Origin of the sequence: Serratia sp. K-E0102, assembly GCF_029962625.1 — a bacterium.
GTDB classification, from domain to species: Bacteria; Pseudomonadota; Gammaproteobacteria; order Enterobacterales; family Enterobacteriaceae; genus Serratia; species Serratia sarumanii.
The window spans coordinates 1,071,438-1,084,732 of the sequence record NZ_CP124754.1 but is presented as its reverse complement, the minus strand read 5'-3'; the positions used below and the strand labels follow the sequence as shown (position 1 = coordinate 1,084,732).

Sequence of the window (13,295 nt, the reverse complement as noted above, 5' to 3'; positions counted from 1 at the left end):
GCAGCCATTAATGCCGGCTATTGTAACGGAAAAGTCGTGCATCGAAACCGATAACAGCAACAGGCTATGCCTGTGGGCCTCCCCCTTGCGCCAGTCGCCACACCGCCGCCACGTTGCGCGCCGTCACCTGCAGATTGCGATCGGCGCCCGCCAGCGCTTCTTCCAGCGTCACGATGCCATCGAGCACCGAAAACGCCGCGTCGATGCCGTGTTGATGCACCACCTGGTAATCCGACGTCAGGCTGCCGGCGATGGCGATCACCGGCACGCCGTGGCGCTTGGCCACCCGCGCCACGCCGATCGGCGTTTTGCCGTGGATCGACTGGCTGTCCAGCCGGCCTTCCCCGGTGATCACCAGATCGGCATCGCGCACCGCCTCATCCAGGCGCAGGGTTTCGGTGACGATCTCGATGCCCGGCCGCAAACGCGCATTGAGCATGCCGAGCAGCGCCGCCCCCATGCCGCCCGCCGCGCCCGCCCCTGGCTGGGTGAGCACCGCGCGGCCGGTTTCCCGTTCCAGCAGCTCGCCATAGTGATACAGCGCCGCATCGAGCTGCGCCACCATCTCCGGCGTCGCTCCCTTCTGCGGCCCGAACACCGCCGAGGCGCCCTTTTCGCCGCACAGCGGGTTATCGACGTCGCAGGCGGCGGTCACGCTCACCCGTTGCCAACGCGCATCCAGCCCGGCGAGATCGAGATGCGCCAGCTGCGCCAGCGCCGCTCCGCCCGCCGGCAGCGGCCGGCGTGCCTTATCCAGCAACTTCACGCCCAGCGCCTGCATCATCCCGGCGCCGCCGTCGTTGGTGGCGCTGCCGCCGATGCCGAGAATGACCGCCTTCACGCCGCGTTCCAACGCCGCCAGCATCAGTTCGCCGGTGCCGTAGCTGGTGGTGATGCGCGGATCGCGCCGGCCGGGCGGCGCCAGGTGCAGCCCTGAGGCGGCGGCCATTTCAATCACCGCGGTTTCGCCGTCGCCCAGCAGGCCATAGAACCCCTGCACCGGCTCCCCCAGCGGCCCGGTGACCGTCACCTGGACGATTTCACCGCCGGTGGCCGCCACCATCGACTCCACCGTGCCTTCGCCGCCGTCCGCCATCGGCAGCTTCACGTAGTGCGCCTGCGGGTAAATTTGGCGGAACCCCCGCTCGATGGCGTCGGCGACGCCGAGCGCGCTCAGGCTCTCTTTGAAAGAATCCGGGGCAATAACCACTTTTTTCAGCGTTTTCATCACTGTTCCTTATCCCGCCAGGTTAAATACGCCAAACATCAGCGCCGAGATTGCCGCAATGGTGAACCCCACCAGCGTTTCGTACGGCAGCAGCTTCAGCCGCTCGTGCACCGCCATATTGACGCTGCCGCCGGTGGCGTGGAAGAAGCTGCCGTGCGGCAGATGATCCAGCACCGTGGCGCCCGCATGGATCATCGCTGCGCCGGCCAGCCCGCTCACGCCCAGCTCAAGCAGCGTGGAGCTGAACACCCCGGAAGCCACGGCGGTGCCGGCGGTGGTCGACGCGGTCGCCATCGACATCAGCGCGCCGGACAGCGGCGCCAGCAGCCAGGCCGGCAGCCCGGTGTGCGTTAAGCCGTTAATCAAGACATCCTTCAGCGCCGAGTTGGCGATAATGCCCGCCAGCGTGCCGGTGCCGAGCAGCATGATCGCCACCGGCGCCATGCGCGACAGGCCGGAGACCATAAACTGATTGCACTGGCGGATGCGCCCCATCAGCAGCGCGCCCGCCAAGCCGCCGGCCGGCAGCGCGATCAGCGGATCGACGGCGATGCCGGCGATCGGCCGCAGCGACAGCAGCAGGATCGCCACCAGCGGCGCGCTGATCGCTGCAGCGAAGCCCGGCCGCGCCCCTTCGGCATGCTGAGTCAGCTCTTCGGCCATCACTTTGCTGCCTTTATCGCTCAGGCGGCGCGCCAGCAGATAGGCCACCACCAGGCCGCACAGCCCCGGCACGATGCCGGCCATCATTACCGAGGTGAGCGGCACGTGGAAATTGTCCGCCGCCGCGATGGTGTTCGGGTTGGGCGACATCACGTTGCCGGCCTTGCCGCCGCCGATCATCGCCAGCAGGATCGCCGCGCGCGAAATGCCGGCCTTTTGGGCTATCGACAGCGCGATCGGCGCGACGGTGATCACCGCCACGTCGATAAATACCCCCACCGCCGTCAGGATCAGTGTAGCCACCGCCAGCGCCAGCAGCGCGCGGGTTTCGCCCACCTTGCGCACGATAGTTTCGGCGATGGTATGCGCCGCGCCGGATTCGATCAGCACCCCGGCCAGCACCCCCGCCGCCAGGATGCGCATCACGGCGTTGGTGATGCCCTGCGCCCCGCCGATCATCAGCGTTACGGTCTGCACCAGGTCGGCGCCGCCGCACAGCCCGCCCGCCAGCGCGCCGGCGATCATGCCGTAAGCCGGCGGCACCTTGCGTAGAATCAGGACGATGGCGACGGCTAACGCCACCAGCGCCCCCAGAGTGGATACGGTTGTCATTGTTGTTTTCTCCGTGGTTGATGTGCAGGCCAACATATCCCGCGCACCCGGCGTTGGCCTGAGGGGAAACAACAAAAAATCGCCGGGGGAACGGCGTGGAATTTGTGGGTTGGCACAACTCAGTCGTGCATCAGCATGCCGATATATAACCGCAGAGCGTCGGTTAATTGGTTGATTTTCATGCCAGTTATCGCTTCGATACGCTGCAGGCGATAGCGCAGGGTATTGACGTGGATATGCAGCTGTGCGGCGGTCTGCGTCTGATCACAATTCTGCGAAAAATAGTGGCGCAGCGTGCCGCGCAGCACGCCTTTTTCGTCCTGTTCGCCCAGCGTCCGCCAGGGGCGACCCAGCTCCTGCGCGCGCCAATCCTCCCCCAGATCGCACAACAGCGACGGCAGCGGGTAGTCGTGGTAGAACAGCGTGGCGTGACGCAGTTTCAGGCGCTGCGCCATCGCCTGAGTGGCGCGCGCCGTCAGGCTGGAACGATAGGCGCTTTGCGGATCGTCATAAAAACCGCCGACGATCAGCCGCACCCGGAAGCGGTGTTTGAGTTGGTTTTGCAAACGCTGGGCCTGTTGGCGCTCCAGCTTCAGGCTCCATTCGCCCTGCACCATGCAGGCCGGTCGCAGCAGGGTCATTTCATTGAAGCCGGTAATGGCGATCAACGCGTCGCGCTGGGTGGCCTCCAGCTCCGCCAGCAGCTCGCGCAGCAGGTGCGGCTGCGCCTCTTGCAGCTCGACGATCCACACGATGCGCGCCTGGCGCAGATCCAACCCCAAATACGCCGCCATCGCCGCCAGCGACGCGGTGTTCGGCTGGGGCTGCAGCAGCTGGTTCGCCAGCTCTTCCCGGTAGCGTTTTTCCCACTGGTGCTGATCCAGCAGCGCCGCCTGCTCCACCATCATCTCCGCCGCCATCTTCACCAGCTCGGCGTAGGCGCGCACCTCGGCCGGTTCGCCGGAGATGCCGATCACCCCCACCCGCTGGTTGCGAAAGCTGAACGGCAGGTTGATGCCGGGCCGCACGCCCTTCAGATGTTCGGCGGTGGCGCGGTCGATTTCCACCACCCGATTTTCCGCCAGCGCCAGCACGGCGCCTTCATGGCGCTGGAACAGGCGCTGCGGGTTGCCGGAGGCGATGATCACGCCGTTGCTGTCCATCACGTTGACGGAATGGCTGATGATGCCCATCGCCCGCTGGACGATCTGGCGCGCGGTGGCTTCCGCCAGAAGATTGGTTTGTCTGAGCATGCCCGCTCCCTGCTGAGGGTGAAAACGCAGGCTTGTTATACGCTATTTGGCGCGGGCGATTAACGGGCTCGGCCGCAACAAGCCGCCGCGATCACAATTTGGCGGGAAAACGGCAAAAAAAACGCCGGGCCACAGGCCCGGCGTCATGCACAACGTGCTTGCGATCAACCGAGGATGGTCGCCAGCTCTGCGCTCACTTCGGCCACCTTGCGGGTGCCGTCGATTTTGCGGTATTGGGTGTTGCCCGCCGCCGCTTCTTTGCTGTAGTAAGAGATCAGCGGCGCGGTCATCTGATGGTATTCCACCAGGCGCTTGCGCACGGTCTCTTCCTGATCGTCCTTGCGCGTGGTCAGCTCTTCGCCGGTCACGTCGTCTTTGCCTTCCACCTGCGGCGGGTTGAACTTCACGTGGTATACGCGGCCGGACGGCGCGTGCACGCGGCGGCCAACGATACGGTCAACGATCAGCTCGTCCGGCACGTCGAACTCCAGCACGAAGTCCACGTTGATGCCGGCTTCTTTCATCGCGTCAGCCTGCGGAATGGTGCGTGGGAAACCGTCCAGCAGGAAGCCCTTGCGGCAATCTTCCTGAGCGATGCGCTCTTTGACCAGCGCGATCACCAGCTCATCGGTCACCAGCTTGCCGGCGTCCATGATCTCTTTCGCCTGCTTGCCCAGTTCACTGCCGGCCTTCACGGCTGCGCGCAACATATCACCGGTGGAGATTTGCGGAATGCCGTATTTCTCCATGATGAATTGAGCCTGAGTACCTTTACCAGCGCCCGGAGCGCCCAGCAGAATGATACGCATTGCGTAAATCCCCTTGCTATGTAGTTTTTATAAAATTGCGAAAACGCTCAACGATACCATTTCAGGGGGGGCAGGCTCAAGGCGCGCGAAGGAAATCGATTGCGGAATGTGCAAAAAAGCGGGCAAGCAAAAGGCGAGAAAAAGCGGGGAAAAATCGGCAATGCGCCCCTAACGGTGCCGTTAAGGGCGCATATTTTCAGTTTCAGGCGGACAGCAACTTGTTCATGCGACGGATGAACAGGTTCGGATCTTCCAGCGTGCCGCGTTCAGCCAGCAGCGCCTGATCCAATAACAGGTCGATCCATTCGGCGAAATGTTCGTTATCGCCCACATCGGATGCGCGTTTGACCAGAGCATGCTCCGGATTAAGCTCGAAAATGTACTTCACTTCCGGCGCCTGCTGGCCGGCGGCGGCGAACAGCTTGGCCATCTGGGTGCTCATTTCGTCGGCGTCGGTCACCACGATCGCCGGCGTATCGGTCAGGCGGTGCGTCAGGCGCACATCCTTCACCCGCTCGCCCAGCAGGGTTTTCACGCGTTCGATGAACGGCTCCAGCTGCTTCTCGGCGGCCTTCTGCTCTTCGGTTTCATCCGCCAGTTTATCCAGCGTTTCATCCGCTTTGCTAACCGACTGGAACGGCTTGCCGTCGAATTCGGTCAGATAGCTCATCATCCACTCGTCGATGCGATCGGACAGCAACAGCACTTCGATGCCTTTCTTGCGGAACAGCTCCAGGTGCGGGCTGCTCTTGGCGGCGGCGTAGCTGTCGGCGGTGATGTAGTAAATCTTCTCCTGCCCTTCCGCCATGCGGCCGACGTACTCTTCCAGCGACACGGTCTGCGCCGAGCTGTCGCCGTGGGTGGAGGCAAAGCGCAGCAGCTTGGCGATCGCTTCCTGGTTGCCGTGGTCTTCCGCCGGGCCCTCTTTCAGCACCAGACCGAACTGCTGCCAGAATTTCTGGTAGCCTTCGGCGTCATCTTTGGCCAGCTTATCCAGCATCTGCAGCACGCGCTTGGTCAGCGCGCCGCGCAGGTTTTGCGTCACGCGGCTGTCTTGCAGGATCTCGCGCGACACGTTCAGCGGCAGATCGTTGGAGTCGATCAGGCCGCGCACGAAGCGCAGGTAGTTCGGCATGAACTGCTCGGCGTCGTCCATGATGAACACGCGCTGCACGTACAGCTTCAAGCCATGCTTGTGATCGCGGTTCCACATGTCCCACGGCGCCTGCGCCGGGATATACAGCAGGCTGGTGTACTCCTGCTTGCCTTCTACCCGGTTGTGGCTCCAGCTCAGCGGATCGGTGAAGTCGTGGGCGATGTGCTTGTAGAACTCTTTGTACTCTTCGTCGGTCACGTCAGCCTTGCTGCGGGTCCACAGGGCCTGCGCCTTGTTGATCTTCTCCCAGGTGACGGTGTCGTCTTCTTCGTTTTTGCTTTCGATCTCTACCGGCAAGGCGATGTGATCGGAATATTTGCCGATCACCGAGCGCAGGCGCCAGGCGTCGAGGTATTCATCTTCGCCTTCGCGCAGATGCAGGGTGATTTCGGTACCGCGCGTCTCTTTGGTGATGTCGGCGATGGTGTAGTCGCCTTCGCCGGCGGACTCCCAGAACACGCCTTCGTCATCGGCGGCGCCGGCGGCGCGGGTGCGCACGGTCACTTTGTCCGCCACGATGAACGCCGAGTAGAAACCGACGCCGAACTGGCCGATCAGCTGGCTGTCTTTCGCCTGGTCGGAACCGATGGATTCCAGGAACGCTTTGGTGCCGGACTTGGCGATGGTGCCGAGGTTTTCGATCACTTCTTCGCGGCGCATGCCGATGCCGTTGTCGGCGATGGTCAGGGTGCGCTGCTCTTTATCGAAGGACAAGCGGACGCGCAGCTCGCCGTCGCCGGCGTACAGCTCTGGCGCGGACAGGGCGCGGAAACGCAGCTTGTCGGCGGCGTCAGAGGCGTTGGAAATCAGCTCGCGCAGGAAAATTTCTTTGTTGGAGTACAGCGAATGGATCATCAAATGAAGCAGCTGTTTTACTTCAGACTGGAACCCGCGGGTTTCTTGACCTTTCATACTCATTGATTACCTCAAAAGACAATGGCTACCAAAATCGAACAATGAGGATCAGATGAGGGTCAGGGTCTTGTTTTTCAAGCGGACGGCGGGAGATTTTTGGCAAAAAAATGACGGGGCCGAACGGCCCCATCCGGGAAAACATCAGAACTTGATGGCGTGACGCCCGGCCAGCGAATGCGACAGCGTGGTGCCGTCGACCATCTCCAGCTCGCCGCCCACCGGCACGCCGTGGGCGATGCGGCTGGCGAGCACGCCATACTGGCCGCACATCTCGGCGATGTAGTTGGCGGTCGCTTCCCCTTCCACCGTCGGGTTGGTGGCGAGGATCACTTCGGTGATGCTCTCCTTTTCCAGCCGTTGCTCCAGGCGATCCAGACCGATATCGCCCGGCCCGATGCCGTCCAGCGGCGACAGATGCCCCATTAGCACAAAGTAGCGCCCGGCGAACTGGCCGGTCTGCTCGATGGCATGGATATCCGCCGGGCTTTCCACCACGCAAATCTGGCCGTTTTGCTGACGGCGCGGATTGGCGCAGATGGTGCAGACGTCCTGCTCGGTGAAGGTGCGGCAGTCGGCGCAGTGGCCGATTTCCGACATCGCGCGCGTCAACGCCTGCGCCAGGCGCATGCCGCCGCTGCGATCGCGCTGCAGCAGCTGAAACGCCATGCGCTGCGCCGATTTCGGGCCGACGCCCGGCAGGCAGCGCAGCGCCTCCATCAGGGATTCAAGGAGCGGGCTGGTTTGCATCAGAACGGCATCTTGAAGCCAGGCGGCAACTGCATGCCGCTGGAGACGGAGGCCATCTTCTCTTTCTGGGTCTCTTCGATGCGGCGCGCGGCGTCGTTGAACGCGGCGGCGATCAGATCTTCCAGCATCTCTTTGTCGTCTTCCATCAGGCTAGGATCGATCTCCACGCGGCGGCAGTTGTGCGCGCCGTTGATGGTGACCTTCACCAGGCCCGCGCCAGACTCGCCGGTCACTTCCAATTTGGCGACTTCTTCCTGCATCTGCTGCATTTTTTCTTGCATTTGCTGGGCTTGCTTCATCAGGTTGCCCAGACCGCCTTTACCAAACATAGTCGTCTCTCGTCGCTAGGGCCGCGCACCTCGCGCGGCGTTTAAAGGGGGCGAATACTCTCTTCATCCAGATCCGCGTCGAAGAACCGGCACAGCGTCTGAATATGGGTATCCGCAACGATGGACTGGCGCGCCTGCGCCAGCTTTTCTTCATAGATGGCTTGTCGCCACTCCAGCGGGGTGCGCTCCGCCGGATTATCGTCCTCTATCACGGTCAGCTCGATCGGGCTGCCGTACAGCTCGCCGAGCGCTTCGGCCAGCGTCTTCTGCGCCGAAGGCGAATTCAGATGACGCTGCGAAGACCGCAGATGGAGGCAAATCTTGCCCGCTTCCGGCTGCTGCTTGAAGGCGTTCAACGCCAGCTGCTGCACCAGTTTCGGGATCTTCAGCCTGTCGATTTCCGCCGCCCAGGCGTCGCGCTCCAGCGACTCCACCACCAGCTTGGCGGCCAGCTCCGGCGTTTTCTCGTGCTCCAACGCCGTGCGCAACGCTTTCGGCGTCGCCAGCGGTTCCGGTGCCGCTTCCGGCTCGGTCTGCGCGCGCCAGCGATAGGCTTCCGGCTTGGCCGGTTTTTCCGGCACCTTCTTCTCCGCCAGACGCTGCTGGCTACGCTCGGTCACGGAAGCCAAACGCCCCAGCGCCGAGTTTGCCGGCCGCGCTATTCCTGGCGCCGCCGGCTCATTCTTTTTTGGTGTGGATGCTCCCTGCTGCCGCTGCAGCTGGGACCGCGCTTTCAACAGCTGGGCGGTGGCATCCGGTAATGGGGTCGATGATTGCCGCGACGGCGCGGCCGGCTGCCCTAGCGGCGGCGGCGCGTCCTGAAACTGCGGCGGCTGTTGCGATGCGGCGGCCTGCGGTTGCGCCATCGGCGCCGGCGCGGTCTGCACCAACGCCACCGGCTCCGGGATCACCGCTTTCGGGTGAAACGCCAGCGCGCGCAGCAGGGTCATCTCAACCCCCATGCGGCGATCCGGCGCATAGGCCAGCTCTTTGCGGCCGACCAACAGCGTCTGGTAGTAAAGTTGCACATCGGCCGGCGGCAGGGTGCGCGCCAGCTCGCGCAGCCGTTGTTCCACGGCGGCGTACTGATTGTCGAGCATCGAAGGCAGCAGCTGCACCATCGCAATGCGGTGCAGCAGCGCCAGCGTCTCCACCAGCAGGTTTTCCCAGTCCACGCCGCGCGAAGCGGCCTGTGCGACCTGAGCCATCACCTTTTCGCCGTCGGCGCTGACCAGCGCTTCGAGGATCGCCAGCGGCTGTTCATCATCGAGCGTGCCGAGCATCTGGCTGACGGTGGCGGCGGTCACCTGCCCCTGCCCCATGGCGATCGCCTGATCGGTCAGGCTCAGCGCATCGCGCATGCTGCCGTCGGCGGCGCGCGCCAGCAGCTGCAGCGCGCGGGCGTCGCTGGTGATCTGCTCCGCCGTCAGCACCGTTTCCAGCTGCTGGCGGATCTGATCGACGTCCAGCGCCTTGAGGTGGAATTGCAGACAGCGCGAGAGAATGGTCACCGGCAGCTTTTGCGGATCGGTGGTGGCCAACAGGAATTTGACGTGCGGCGGCGGCTCTTCCAGCGTCTTGAGCAACGCGTTGAAGCTGTGGCGCGAGAGCATGTGCACTTCATCGATCAGGTAGACCTTGAAGCGGCCGCGCGCCGGCGCGTACTGAACGTTGTCCAGCAGATCGCGGGTATCTTCAACCTTGGTTCGGGAAGCGGCGTCGATCTCGATCAGATCGACGAAGCGCCCCTGCTCGATCTCGCGGCAGTTGTCGCATTGGCCGCACGGCGTGGCGGTGATGCCGGTTTCACAGTTCAGGCCTTTGGCCAGCAGGCGCGCGATGGTGGTTTTCCCCACGCCGCGCGTGCCCGAGAACAGATAGGCGTGATGGATCCGCCCCAGCGAGAGGCCGTTGGCCAGCGCGGTCAGGACATGTTCCTGGCCGACCACGTCTGCGAACGTTTGAGGGCGCCACTTACGGGCGAGAACCTGATAGCTCATTAATACCGGAGAAGTCGAGGAATCTGGAGGGTCATGCTAACACAGCCCCGCGGCGATCCGCGAGGCCGTTGTGCCCAAGGGGCGATGCCGCATCAATGGCCGGCGAAGTCCACCAGGCAGTAGCAGTCGATGCCCAGCTTGTTCAGACGCGCTTCCCCGCCCAGATCCGGCAGGTTGATGATGAATGCGGCGTCGTTCACTTCACCGCCCAGGCGGCGGATCAGTTTGGTGGTCGCTTCGATGGTGCCGCCGGTCGCCAGCAGATCGTCCACCACCAGCACTTTGTCACCCGCGGTGATGGCGTCGGTGTGGATCTCCAGCTTGTCGGTGCCGTACTCCAGCTCATAGCTTTCGCTGAGCGTGGCGCGCGGCAGTTTGCCCGGTTTGCGCACCGGCACGAAACCGACGCCCAACGCCAGCGCGACGGGCGCGCCGAACAGGAAACCACGCGCTTCGGTACCCACCACCTTGGTCACGCCCGCTTCGCGATAGCGCTCAACCAACAGCTCGATGCTGGCGGCGTAGGCCAACGGGTTTTCCAGCAGGCTGGTCACGTCGCGGAACAGGATGCCCGGCTTCGGATAATCCGGGATGGTTTTGATACTGTCTTTAATAAACTGAAGCTGCTGCGCAGTAGCGGTCATAATTGTTGCCTGATAAAACTGCCTGAAAACCGGCGCGCCGCTCACCCGCCGCCGCCGGGTGAAACACACCGGAGATGAAATGGCAGGCGATCCGCGCACGAAAACGCCCAAATCTATGCAAACTGGCGGACAAATGCAACTCTCCCCTGCATCTTTCAACCCGCAGCGTTGTTGACTGCACGCATTCCCCCCGGTCACTTACCTAAGTAAGCTCCCGGGGATGCCTGCGTTTGTCGTCTAGCTGCGGCTTGAAAGCTATTGGGGAGTTTAAGGGACAATCAGCGCTGTTTTTGTTGCGGCAGGTCAATAACCGGCAGGCGCAGCATAAAGGTCAGCAAAATGACCAGCATCAGCAGCAACAGCCCGCGCACCCACCAAATTTTCACCAGCCACAGCGAACAGGCGAAGGTGAGCACGATCACCAGCACCGCCTTCCACTTCGCTCCCGGCGGCAGCGCGCGATGCTGTTGCCAGTGGCGCAGGTAGGGGCCGAACCAGGAGCGGTGCAGCAGCCAGTGATGAAAGCGCGGCGAAGAGCGGGCGAAACACCAGGCGGCCAACAGCAGAAACGGCGTGGTCGGCAACAGCGGCAGCACCACGCCCAACGTCGCCAGCACCACCGCCAGCCAGCCCAAAATGATCAATACCCCACGCGTCATGCGGCTCTTCGCTCCTCAATCGGTTGCCGCCTACTGTAGCATCGGCGCCGCGCCGGCGGAATATGCGTGCAGCGCTTGTTTCACGGCAGGATCGCGGGCAAGCTTACGCCTGTTGAAATCAAGAGGGAGCTTATGTGAGCACTCAGCGTCTATTACAGGTGTTGGCACAGCAGATCGCGGCGCTGGCGGCCGAAGTGACCCCGCGCGGCGACGTTCCGATCCCGCAGGCGCGCTTCGACGCCGCCCTGTTCGCCAACCGCGGCACGCGGCTGCGCGACTACCTGGCCGAGGTGGAGAAGAATTTCGCCCAGCTGCAAAGCGCCGCCAACGACAGCCGTACCAGCCAGGTGGCCTTTCTGGCCGAAAAACTGGTGGCTCAGATCGCTGCCCTGCAGCGCGAGTTGGCCACCCAGGCGCTGCGGCGCAAGAACCAGCCGAAAGAAGCCCCCGAGGCCGATCTGTACCACAAGCTGGCCGAGCATCAGGACTACGAACGCCGGCTGATCGCCATGATTCAGGATCGGGAAAGCCTGCTCGGCCGCCAGACCACGCTGGCGGCACAGCAAAAGCTGCAGCACGAGCTGGCGGCGCTGGAGGGGCGCCTGATGCGCTGCCGCCAGGCGCTGGCGCGCATCGAGCGCAATATCGAGCGCAAAGAAAACGGTTTTTGAAGATTTATCACAATATTTTAATGATTATTCCCGGTTGCGCGCCGGGTTCACTATACTCTGCCGGTACGCGAGTTATTCATTCCATTAATTAAGCGCAGGTGCTATGTCTCTGGAAAACGCCTCACCCGAACTGCAGCTGGCGGTAGACTTGATTTACCTGCTGGAATGCAACGAGATCGATCCGGCCACCGCGCTGGCGGCGCTGGATATCGTCAAACGGGATTATCAGGAAAAACTGCAGCGCGCCGGCGTCACCTCTCCCTATCTGCCTGCCGGACAGTAATCAGGGACAGCGCCGCTGTCCCTTTCGTCTTTCAACGCTCATCAGCCCGCCGTCTGGCCGCCTTCGTCCGGCGAGCTGAGCGCGCAAATAAACAAGGAAAAAAAAGCGTATCGCGGCGGCGATGCGCCGACAAACGTGAGCGGCGCCAGAGAAGGCAGAATCAATCAGCGCTGCATGATTTAGCTTCGGATCGGTTAAGAAGCCTGAAGATTGTCACGGCCACCGGCGGGCAACGAACAACAAAAGCGTTGCAGCTGATGGCCCGTTGCAGCGGAATCAGAAAGTCAGCACTTTTTCCGCCGCCAGCGTCCACTGCGCCAGCTCGACCAACGTACCGATCGCCACGCCGTCCGCCAGCGGCAAGCGGCTGACGCCGCGCGCGTCGGCACAGGTCTTGCACAGCTTGACCGGCACCTGCTGCGCGGTGAGGATCTCCAGCATCTGCTGCAGGTGGTATCCCTCGTGCGGCTGCTGCCCGGCCAGCCCGGCCACCACCGCATCGGACATCAGAAACAGCCGCAGGTCGAGACTGCTCTGCTGCTCTTTCATGGCGATGGCCAGCCGCAGCGCATTGAACAAGGATTCATGGCCATAGGCGGCGCCATTGGCGATGAGAACAATGGATGACATGAAATCTCTCCTTATAAAGGAAGGCGGTCGGCGTCAGGCGTCGCCGCGTCGGGTTTGAGGCGCAAGGTGGGGCAAAACTGCAGCATTTCCAAAAACGCGTCCACCAGCGCTTCGGCTTCGGCCCGCAGATCGAAACTTTCCGGCATAAACAGCCAGTTTTCCATCAGGCCGGTGATATAACCGCGCAGGATGATCGCCGCGCGGCGGGTATGTAAATCGGCGGGTAATTGCCCGTGGTGAATGCAGTTATACAGCACCGCTTCGATGCGTTCGTAGCCGGCGAGATACAGCACCTTGCGCGAATCCAGCAGCGGCATCATTTCACCGACAAACTCGCATTTGTGGAATATAATTTCCATCAACGCCCGCCTACGGCCGTCTTCAACCGTAGACGTCAGAATGTAAATCAGAATTTCTCGGATAACCCGCAGTGGATTATCGGGAAACTTTGCCTGATACTCTGTTTCGAGCTGGTCAATTTTCGGCTCGGTAGATTCCCAAACTTCATTAAACAGGTCTACCTTATTCTTGAAGTGCCAGTAAATGGCTCCACGCGTAACCCCGGCAGCGGTGGCAATATCTGTCAGTGACGTTGCAGCAACGCCACGTTCAGAGAACTCTCTCACCGCAGCATCAAGGATTTGCTGTCGGGTTTCTTGCGCCTGCTGTTTGGTTTTTCGTGCCATGGCATTGTTA

At 62.5% G+C, this 13,295-nt stretch carries 14 protein-coding genes and 1 other annotated feature; of the genes, 2 read left to right on the top strand and 12 right to left on the bottom strand.

Translation table 11 applies throughout. From position 1 onward, the window contains the following. Positions 1-64 precede the first annotated feature (64 nt). From SSARUM2_RS05055 to SSARUM2_RS05010, 10 genes are all read right to left on the bottom strand, one after another. A complete protein-coding gene (locus SSARUM2_RS05055) occupies positions 65-1,228 on the bottom strand; it encodes a glycerate kinase (RefSeq protein WP_033647266.1) in 1,164 nt (387 codons plus the stop codon). A gap of 9 nt (positions 1,229-1,237) precedes the next feature. Then, on the bottom strand, positions 1,238-2,503 hold the full coding sequence (locus tag SSARUM2_RS05050; RefSeq protein WP_015376868.1) for an SLC13 family permease: 1,266 nt from the start codon (positions 2,501-2,503) through the stop codon (positions 1,238-1,240). A 119-nt stretch (positions 2,504-2,622) separates the two neighbouring features. Beyond that, a complete protein-coding gene (locus SSARUM2_RS05045; protein ID WP_039566980.1) occupies positions 2,623-3,756 on the bottom strand; it encodes a sugar diacid recognition domain-containing protein in 1,134 nt (377 codons plus the stop codon). Between the two features lie 164 nt (positions 3,757-3,920). After that, positions 3,921-4,565: an adenylate kinase gene (gene adk, locus SSARUM2_RS05040; RefSeq protein WP_004940261.1), complete on the bottom strand. Its 645-nt coding sequence runs from the start codon at positions 4,563-4,565 to the stop codon at positions 3,921-3,923. A gap of 202 nt (positions 4,566-4,767) precedes the next feature. Further along, positions 4,768-6,633 (bottom strand): molecular chaperone HtpG, encoded by a 1,866-nt coding sequence (gene htpG, locus SSARUM2_RS05035; protein ID WP_033637352.1) that lies wholly within the window; start codon positions 6,631-6,633, stop codon positions 4,768-4,770. 144 nt (positions 6,634-6,777) lie between these two features. After that, complete coding sequence (gene recR, locus SSARUM2_RS05030) at positions 6,778-7,383, bottom strand: recombination mediator RecR (RefSeq protein ID WP_004940263.1); 606 nt, start codon at positions 7,381-7,383, stop codon at positions 6,778-6,780. Further along, on the bottom strand, positions 7,383-7,712 hold the full coding sequence (locus tag SSARUM2_RS05025; RefSeq protein ID WP_004940264.1) for a YbaB/EbfC family nucleoid-associated protein: 330 nt from the start codon (positions 7,710-7,712) through the stop codon (positions 7,383-7,385). The genes recR and SSARUM2_RS05025 overlap by 1 nt, the downstream gene beginning before the upstream one ends. A 41-nt stretch (positions 7,713-7,753) precedes the next feature. Continuing rightward, complete coding sequence (gene dnaX / locus SSARUM2_RS05020) at positions 7,754-9,712, bottom strand: DNA polymerase III subunit gamma/tau (RefSeq protein ID WP_047568984.1); 1,959 nt, start codon at positions 9,710-9,712, stop codon at positions 7,754-7,756. Beyond that, positions 8,357-8,421 (bottom strand) — a sequence feature (DnaX frameshifting element). It overlaps the preceding gene by 65 nt. A gap of 92 nt (positions 9,713-9,804) precedes the next feature. Further along, positions 9,805-10,356: an adenine phosphoribosyltransferase gene (apt, locus tag SSARUM2_RS05015; RefSeq protein ID WP_015376864.1), complete on the bottom strand. Its 552-nt coding sequence runs from the start codon at positions 10,354-10,356 to the stop codon at positions 9,805-9,807. Positions 10,357-10,634: 278 nt separating this feature from the next. Next, the gene (locus SSARUM2_RS05010) at positions 10,635-11,015 is read right to left on the bottom strand and encodes a DUF454 family protein (RefSeq protein WP_060452705.1); all 381 of its coding nucleotides are present in this window, start codon (positions 11,013-11,015) and stop codon (positions 10,635-10,637) included. 134 nt (positions 11,016-11,149) lie between these two features. On the opposite strand from SSARUM2_RS05010, the gene SSARUM2_RS05005 reads away from it, so the two are divergent. Both SSARUM2_RS05005 and rsmS read left to right on the top strand, forming a co-directional pair. Next, a complete protein-coding gene (locus tag SSARUM2_RS05005) occupies positions 11,150-11,686 on the top strand; it encodes a primosomal replication protein (protein ID WP_033653242.1) in 537 nt (178 codons plus the stop codon). Between the two features lie 103 nt (positions 11,687-11,789). Beyond that, complete coding sequence (rsmS, locus tag SSARUM2_RS05000) at positions 11,790-11,969, top strand: pleiotropic regulatory protein RsmS (protein ID WP_016928837.1); 180 nt, start codon at positions 11,790-11,792, stop codon at positions 11,967-11,969. 276 nt (positions 11,970-12,245) lie between these two features. Here rsmS and SSARUM2_RS04995 read toward each other — a convergent pair whose 3' ends face one another. Beyond that, positions 12,246-12,599 carry a DsrE/DsrF/TusD sulfur relay family protein gene (locus SSARUM2_RS04995; RefSeq protein ID WP_033647269.1) on the bottom strand — a complete coding sequence of 118 codons (354 nt, stop codon included), beginning with the start codon at positions 12,597-12,599 and terminating at the stop codon, positions 12,246-12,248. Positions 12,600-12,610: 11 nt separating this feature from the next. Continuing rightward, complete coding sequence (gene acrR / locus SSARUM2_RS04990) at positions 12,611-13,285, bottom strand: multidrug efflux transporter transcriptional repressor AcrR (RefSeq protein ID WP_033653243.1); 675 nt, start codon at positions 13,283-13,285, stop codon at positions 12,611-12,613. Between the last annotated feature and the right edge of the window lie 10 nt (positions 13,286-13,295).

Excerpts from the sequence above, each read along its gene's own strand:
- SSARUM2_RS05055 (WP_033647266.1), bottom strand. The coding sequence starts at position 1,228 with ATGAAAACGCTGAAAAAAGTGGTTATTGCCCCGGATTCTTTCAAAGAG.
- SSARUM2_RS05050 (WP_015376868.1), bottom strand. The coding sequence starts at position 2,503 with ATGACAACCGTATCCACTCTGGGGGCGCTGGTGGCGTTAGCCGTCGCC.
- SSARUM2_RS05045 (WP_039566980.1), bottom strand. The coding sequence starts at position 3,756 with ATGCTCAGACAAACCAATCTTCTGGCGGAAGCCACCGCGCGCCAGATC.
- adk (WP_004940261.1), bottom strand. The coding sequence starts at position 4,565 with ATGCGTATCATTCTGCTGGGCGCTCCGGGCGCTGGTAAAGGTACTCAG.
- htpG (WP_033637352.1), bottom strand. The coding sequence starts at position 6,633 with ATGAAAGGTCAAGAAACCCGCGGGTTCCAGTCTGAAGTAAAACAGCTG.
- recR (WP_004940263.1), bottom strand. The coding sequence starts at position 7,383 with ATGCAAACCAGCCCGCTCCTTGAATCCCTGATGGAGGCGCTGCGCTGC.
- SSARUM2_RS05025 (WP_004940264.1), bottom strand. The coding sequence starts at position 7,712 with ATGTTTGGTAAAGGCGGTCTGGGCAACCTGATGAAGCAAGCCCAGCAA.
- dnaX (WP_047568984.1), bottom strand. The coding sequence starts at position 9,712 with ATGAGCTATCAGGTTCTCGCCCGTAAGTGGCGCCCTCAAACGTTCGCA.
- apt (WP_015376864.1), bottom strand. The coding sequence starts at position 10,356 with ATGACCGCTACTGCGCAGCAGCTTCAGTTTATTAAAGACAGTATCAAA.
- SSARUM2_RS05010 (WP_060452705.1), bottom strand. The coding sequence starts at position 11,015 with ATGACGCGTGGGGTATTGATCATTTTGGGCTGGCTGGCGGTGGTGCTG.
- rsmS (WP_016928837.1), top strand. The coding sequence starts at position 11,790 with ATGTCTCTGGAAAACGCCTCACCCGAACTGCAGCTGGCGGTAGACTTG.
- SSARUM2_RS04995 (WP_033647269.1), bottom strand. The coding sequence starts at position 12,599 with ATGTCATCCATTGTTCTCATCGCCAATGGCGCCGCCTATGGCCATGAA.
- acrR (WP_033653243.1), bottom strand. The coding sequence starts at position 13,285 with ATGGCACGAAAAACCAAACAGCAGGCGCAAGAAACCCGACAGCAAATC.